General features: G+C 70.9%; 6 protein-coding genes. 3 read left to right on the top strand and 3 right to left on the bottom strand.

The window, feature by feature from the left end; translation table 11 throughout:
- The coding region (locus CEP50_RS17590) for a hypothetical protein (protein WP_106115040.1) at positions 1-482 on the bottom strand (482 nt) is incomplete at its 3' end.
- A 144-nt stretch (positions 483-626) separates the two neighbouring features.
- On the opposite strand from CEP50_RS17590, the gene CEP50_RS17585 reads away from it, so the two are divergent.
- The gene (locus CEP50_RS17585; RefSeq protein ID WP_106115039.1) at positions 627-1,913 is read left to right on the top strand and encodes an adenylosuccinate synthase; all 1,287 of its coding nucleotides are present in this window, start codon (positions 627-629) and stop codon (positions 1,911-1,913) included.
- 76 nt (positions 1,914-1,989) lie between these two features.
- Here the strand turns inward: CEP50_RS17585 and CEP50_RS17580 are convergent, their stop codons facing one another.
- Positions 1,990-3,174: a glycerophosphodiester phosphodiesterase gene (locus CEP50_RS17580; RefSeq protein ID WP_258175389.1), complete on the bottom strand. Its 1,185-nt coding sequence runs from the start codon at positions 3,172-3,174 to the stop codon at positions 1,990-1,992.
- Positions 3,175-3,323: 149 nt separating this feature from the next.
- Here CEP50_RS17580 and purD point away from each other — a divergent pair, with 149 nt between their 5' ends.
- Positions 3,324-4,607 (top strand): phosphoribosylamine--glycine ligase, encoded by a 1,284-nt coding sequence (purD, locus tag CEP50_RS17575; protein WP_106115044.1) that lies wholly within the window; start codon positions 3,324-3,326, stop codon positions 4,605-4,607.
- A gap of 212 nt (positions 4,608-4,819) precedes the next feature.
- Positions 4,820-5,008 (top strand): hypothetical protein, encoded by a 189-nt coding sequence (locus CEP50_RS17570; RefSeq protein ID WP_019856261.1) that lies wholly within the window; start codon positions 4,820-4,822, stop codon positions 5,006-5,008.
- Between the two features lie 65 nt (positions 5,009-5,073).
- On the opposite strand, the gene CEP50_RS17565 is transcribed toward CEP50_RS17570, so the two are convergent.
- Positions 5,074-6,093, bottom strand: coding sequence for a threonine aldolase family protein (locus CEP50_RS17565; protein ID WP_258175388.1), 1,020 nt, complete (start codon positions 6,091-6,093; stop codon positions 5,074-5,076).
- Positions 6,094-6,114: the final 21 nt, after the last annotated feature.

Raw genomic sequence — 6,114 nt, 5'->3', positions numbered from 1 at the left:
TCGGTCGGTTCGGGCCGGGCTGGGGCGGCGGGGTCGGGGAACACCTCCACCGCCCGTGCCGAGCCGTGCAGCATCCGCCGGTCGTCGCAGTAGACCTGCCCGGTGATCGGGGCGATGACGCCGCGTCCCAGCAGTACTCCCCCGGAGTCGTCCCTGATCAGCGGGGAGGGTGTGGAGGGGGAATCCAGGGCCTGTTCGAAGTTACCAACCGGTATGCCCCACAATGCGCTGGCGGGAGACGTCACCACCGGGACGTAGCCCACGGCGAGCGTGGACAGCAGATCCCTGCGCAGCAGCCGCAGCACCACCGCCGCGAGGTCGGCGTCGGTGCCGTGCACGATCACCCGGTCGGTCGTTTCGGCCAGGATCGGGTCGACGTCCTCACGTCGCGGTTGCGCGGGCAGGTCGAACCACCGCAGTCCCGCCCGTTCCGGGCGTGTTCCGTGGTCGACGTTTCCGCAGGATAGTGCGGTGGTAGTCACGTTACGCTCCTGGTTTACCCTGATCGACCGGCAGTGGCAGGTGCCGGGCCTTCCTGGCGTGGCGGCGCACACGTGGCCACCCACAGCGATGACCCGCCGTTATCCGTTGCACAGACCGCCTCCAGTGACAGGTTGGAGTTTCACATGCCGGCAATCGTGTTGATCGGCGCCCAGTGGGGCGACGAGGGAAAGGGTAAGGCGACCGATCTGCTCGGCGAGCAGGCGCAGTGGGTCGTGCGCTACCAGGGAGGCAACAACGCCGGGCACACCGTGGTGCTGCCGGACGGGCAGGACTTCGCGCTGAAGCTGATCCCCTCCGGCATCCTCAGCCCCGAGGTGCACAACGTCATCGGCAACGGCGTGGTGGTCAGCCCGGAGGCGCTGCTGGAGGAGCTGGAGGGGCTGGAGTCCCGGGGAGTGGACACCTCCAAGCTGTCGCTGTCCGCCGACGCGCACCTGGTGATGCCGTACCATGTCGCCATCGACAGGGTCACCGAGCGCTACCTGGGCAAGAAGCGCATCGGCACCACCGGGCGCGGCATCGGCCCCTGCTACCAGGACAAGGTCGCCCGTGTCGGGGTGCGCGCCCAGGACGTGCTGGACGAGAAGATCCTGCGCCAGAAGGTCGAGGCCGCGTTGGAGTACAAGAACCAGGTGCTGGTCAAGGTCTACAACCGGCGCGCCATGGACCCGGACGAGGTGGTCGACACGGTGCTGTCCCAGGCGGAGAAGTTCGCCGGGCGCATCGCCGAGACGAAGCTGATGCTGGACGAGGCGCTCCAGCGCGACGAGACGCTCCTGTTGGAGGGGTCGCAGGGCACGCTGCTGGACGTGGACCACGGCACCTACCCGTTCGTGACCTCCTCCAACCCCACGGCGGGTGGGGCCTGCGCGGGAGCCGGGATCGGCCCGAGCAGGATCAGCTCGGTCATCGGGATCCTGAAGGCCTACACCACGCGGGTCGGTTCGGGACCGTTCCCCACCGAGCTCACCGACGCCGCCGGGGAGAACCTGCGCAGGGTCGGCGGCGAGGTCGGGGTGAACACCGGCAGGGACCGGCGCACCGGCTGGTTCGACGCGGTGATCGCGCGCTACGCCACCAGGGTCAACGGCATCACCGACTACTTCCTCACCAAGCTGGACGTGCTGTCCGGGCTGGAGACCGTGCCGATCTGCGTGGCCTACGACGTGGACGGGATGCGCACCTCGGAGATGCCGATGACCCAGACCGGGGTGCACCACGCGGTGCCGGTGTACGAGGAGATGCCCGGCTGGCGTGAGGACATCAGCGGGGCCCGCACCTTCGAGGACCTGCCCGCCAACGCCCGGGCCTACGTCGAGCGGATCGAGGAGCTGGCCCAGGCGCGGGTCTCGGCCATCGGCGTCGGCCCCGGGCGGGACCAGACGATCGTGCGCCACGACATGGCCTGAGGCGACTCCGCGTTCGTTTCCGCGCGGCCCGGTGCGTGCGACGGCGTCCCGCCGCACGCACCGGGGAGACGAGCGGTCACTCCGAGCGGGAGTGCCAGGCGTCCCTGGCCTGCACGGCGAGGTCGGGCTGGTCGGCGAAGACCGCGTCGACCCCGGTGGCGAACAGGGCGTCGAGGAAGCCGAACACGTCCCCGTGGGCGGCTTCGCCTCCGGAACTCCGGAAGTCGGCGGGCAGGAAGGTGTTCTCGGCCCGCACCGTGTAGGTGACCACCTTCAGCCCCGCCTCGTGGGCGTTGTCCACCAGCCGGGTGGGCTCGGTGAGGTAGCCCCGCTCGTCGCGGGGCAGGATCATGGTGCTGACCGGAGCCACCCAGTCCGCGTACTTCGCGATGTCACGCATCCCCTCCGGGGTGACCATGTCCGCGTAGGTGCGGGGGTCACCGCTTTCCACGAAGTCGTAGGGGGCGCCGCTGCTCCACACCAGCTGCACCAGGTCGACACGCAGTCGCCTGTGCAGTCGTTGGAGGTTGCCCACCTCGAAGGACTGGACGGCGACCTTGGACCGGGGGGTGTTCAGCCCGTTGCGGTTGAGCGTCCACACCAGCCGGGGTTCCACGGCGAGCCCGGCCGAGCGGAAGTAGCTGGGGTGTTTGATCTCGGGGGCCAGGCCGATCCGCCTGCCGAGTTCGCGGGAGAGCTCCCGTTTGAGGTCGATGATCTCCTGCAGGGTGGGGATCTCGTAGCGCCCGTCGTGGATCGTGTTCTCCTGCCGGAGCTCGGGGAGGCGCTCGGTGGCCCGCAGGGTTTTCAGCTCGGCCAGGGTGAAGTCCTCGGTGAACCAGCCGGTGACCTCGTTGCCGTCGACGACCTTGGTGGTCCTGCGGTCGGCGAACTCGGGGTGCTGCTCCACGTCGGTGGTGCCGCTGATCTCGTTCTCGTGGCGGGCGACCAGCGCGCCGTCCTTGGTGGGCACGAGGTCCGGTTCGATGTAGTCCGCTCCCATGCGGGCGGCCAGCTCGTAGGAGGCCAGCGTGTGCTCCGGGCGGTAGCCGGAGGCGCCCCGGTGGCCGAACACCTCCACCAGGTTCTCGCCGCCCGGATGCCCCCGGCCGTGGTGGCCGGGTCGGTCGGCTCCGGCCTGTGGGGCGAGCGCGACCGCCGAGCACACGGACAGGGCGAGTGCGCACAGCAGGGCGCCGGCGCGCGATCTGGTTCCGCTCCGCACGGACACGGTCTTCTCGGTGGGTCTGGAATGACTCATGAGGGTGAAGTATCCCGTATGTCGGGCGACGTCTCGACCAAATGTGTACTTACGTACACCTACGGAACGGTGAACTCCTGGTGGCCGGACTGCTCCGTTCGGAGGGGGCGGGGGTCGGTGCCGGCCCCCGAAGCTTTACGCTGCGGGGCGTGCGCATCCTCGTCATTGGTGCAGGCGGCAGGGAACACGCGATCGTGCTGGCGCTGTCCCGGGATCCGGATGTGACCGCGCTGGCGTGCGCGCCCGGCAACGCGGGAACCGCGACACTGGCCGAGTCCTACCCGGTCGACGTCGCCGATCCGAGCTCGGTGACCGAACTCGCCGTGTGGTGGCGGGCCGATCTGGTGGTCTTCGGGCCGGAGACCCCGTTGGTGGCGGGGGTCGCCGACGCGGTGCGCGCCGCCGGCGTCGCCTGCTTCGGTCCCTCCGGGGCCGCCGCACGGATCGAGGGATCCAAGGCCTTCGCCAAGGACGTCATGGTCTCCGCGGGCGTTCCGACCGCCCACAGCGAACGGGTGGACAACCCCGCCAAGCTGGACGCGGCCCTGGTCAACTTCGGCCCCACCTGGGTGGTCAAGGACGACGGGCTGGCCGGCGGCAAGGGGGTGCTGGTCACCGAGGACTTCGACGCGGCACGCGCGCACGCGCTGAAGCTGCTGGAGGACGGCCACCCCGTACTGCTGGAGTCCTTCCTGGACGGGCCCGAGGCCTCGTTGTTCTGTCTGGTCGACGGCACGACGGTGCGTCCGCTGCTGCCCGCGCAGGACTTCAAGCGGGTGGGCGACGGCGACGTGGGGCCGAACACCGGCGGCATGGGTGCCTACGCCCCCCTGCCGTGGGCGCCGGAGGGGCTGGTCGACGAGGTGGTGCGCACCATCGTCCAACCCACCGTGGACGAGTTGGCCGCGCGCGGCACCCCCTTCTCGGGGCTGCTGTACGCGGGGTTGGCGTTGACCTCCTCCGGGCCGCAGGTCGTCGAGTTCAACTGCCGGTTCGGCGACCCGGAGACACAGGCCGTGCTCGCGTTGCTGCGCACTCCGCTGTCGCGGCTGCTGGGGGCGGTGGCGCGGGGTGAGCTGGCCACCGCTCCGGAACCGGAGTGGGAACCGGGTGCCGCCGTCACGGTGGTGCTGGCGGCCGAGGGGTATCCGGGCCGTCCCCGGGTGGACGAGGTCGTCGGCGGTGCCGACGCGCCGGGGGTGCTGCACTCGGGAACCCGCACCGGTGCCGAGGGCGGCGTGCTCTCCGCCGGGGGCCGGGTGCTGTCCGTGGTCGCCACCGGACGGGATCTGGAGACCGCACGAGCGGAGGTCTACCGCAGGGTGGGCACGGTCCACCTGCCGGGGGCGCACTACCGCACCGACATCGCCGCGCGCGCGGCGCGGGGCGAACTCGCCGCACCGGAGAGGTCCGGCTCCGCCAAGGGGGTCTGAGTCCCGGCGCGTCAAGCCTTCGTGTTCCCGTCGCGGGGGCGTCACACCGTCGTGGCTGTGGGATGCTGGGGAGGCGGCCCCGGTTCCGGACGGACCGTCCGGGCCCGTCGGGGCGGTTCGCCGGAGGTCGGTCCGGCCGCCGGTGCCGTGCGGGGTCGTCGCCGGGAAGGTGCCCGGGACCCGAGCCGAAACTCGTGGCGAGGTGAGCCGACATGTGGTGGAAGGTCGTTCTGGGGCTGCTCGCGCTCTGGCTGGTGATCACGGTCGGTGGGGCGATCATCGGGTTCGTGATCAAGGGCCTGTTCTGGATCGCCGTGCTCGGCGGGGTGCTGTTCCTGGCCACGGCGGCGGTCGGTTGGGCGAAGAAGGACAACCGGCAGCTGCGCGACGGGCCGAGGTGAGCGTTCGGCAGGGCCCCACCCGCTGAAGGACCGGCCCGGCGGCGACGCCGCTCGTGACCTCCTCCTCAGGAGACCGCGTCGATGCGGCGCAGCACCTCGTCGATGTCGGTGGAGCGCACGTCCCCGTGGGTGACGAAGCGCAGCTTCCCACCCATCGGTACCGCGAGCACGCCGATCCCCTCCAGCCATTCGAGACTGTGCTGCACGTCCGGCACGGAGGCCAGCACGATGTTGGTCTGCGGAGGGGTGACGTTCCACCCGCGCGTGATCAGCCCTTCCGCGAGCCGTTTCGCGTTGTCGTGGTCGGTGCGCAGCCGCTCGGTGCGTTCGAGGGCCACGAGTCCGGCCGCGGCCAGCACCCCGCCCTGGCGCACTCCGCCGCCGAGCATCTTGCGCGTACGCCGGGCTCGTTCGACGAACTCGGCGTCTCCCGCCACGGCCGAGCCCACGGGGGCACCCAGCCCCTTGCTCAGGCAGATCTGCACCGTGTCGACCCCGACGGTCAGGGCGGCCACGGGCACGCCGAGTGCGACCGAGGCGTTGAACAGGCGGGCACCGTCCAGGTGCACCCGCATCCCGTTGTCCCTGGCGGTGGCGACGAGCTGGGCGTGTTCGTCCGGGGGGATGACCGTGCCCCCGGCGGCGTTGTGCGTGTTCTCCAGGCACAGCAGCGTGGTGCGCAGGGCGTCGTAGCGTCCCCCGTCGGCGGATTCGGAGCGGACCAGCCAGGGGCTGGGGCGACCCGCTCCGGCGTCCCAGCTGAGCGGTTCGGGCATCCCCCCGGCCAGCCAGGCCGCCGAGCCGAGTTCGTGGGTGAGCACGTGTGCCCCGCGTGGTGCCAGGAAACGTTCCCCGCGTTCCAGGTGCAGGCACAGGGCGATCAGGTTGCCCATGGTGCCGCTGGGAACCCACAGGGCCGCCTCGGTGCCGAGCAGTTCCGCGACCCGGTGCTCCAGCCTGCGCATGGTGGGGTCGCGGTCCAGGACGTCGTCTCCGACCTCGGCGGCGGCCATGGCCTCCGTCATCCGCTCGTCCGGACGGGTCACCGTGTCGGAACGGAGATCAATCGGCATCAATTTGGTCACGAACGGATCACACCATATTCG

The sequence above is a fragment of the Actinopolyspora mortivallis genome (assembly GCF_003001495.1).
GTDB classification, from domain to species: domain Bacteria; phylum Actinomycetota; class Actinomycetes; order Mycobacteriales; family Pseudonocardiaceae; genus Actinopolyspora; species Actinopolyspora mortivallis_A.
This window is presented reverse-complemented; position numbering and strand designations above follow the sequence as displayed.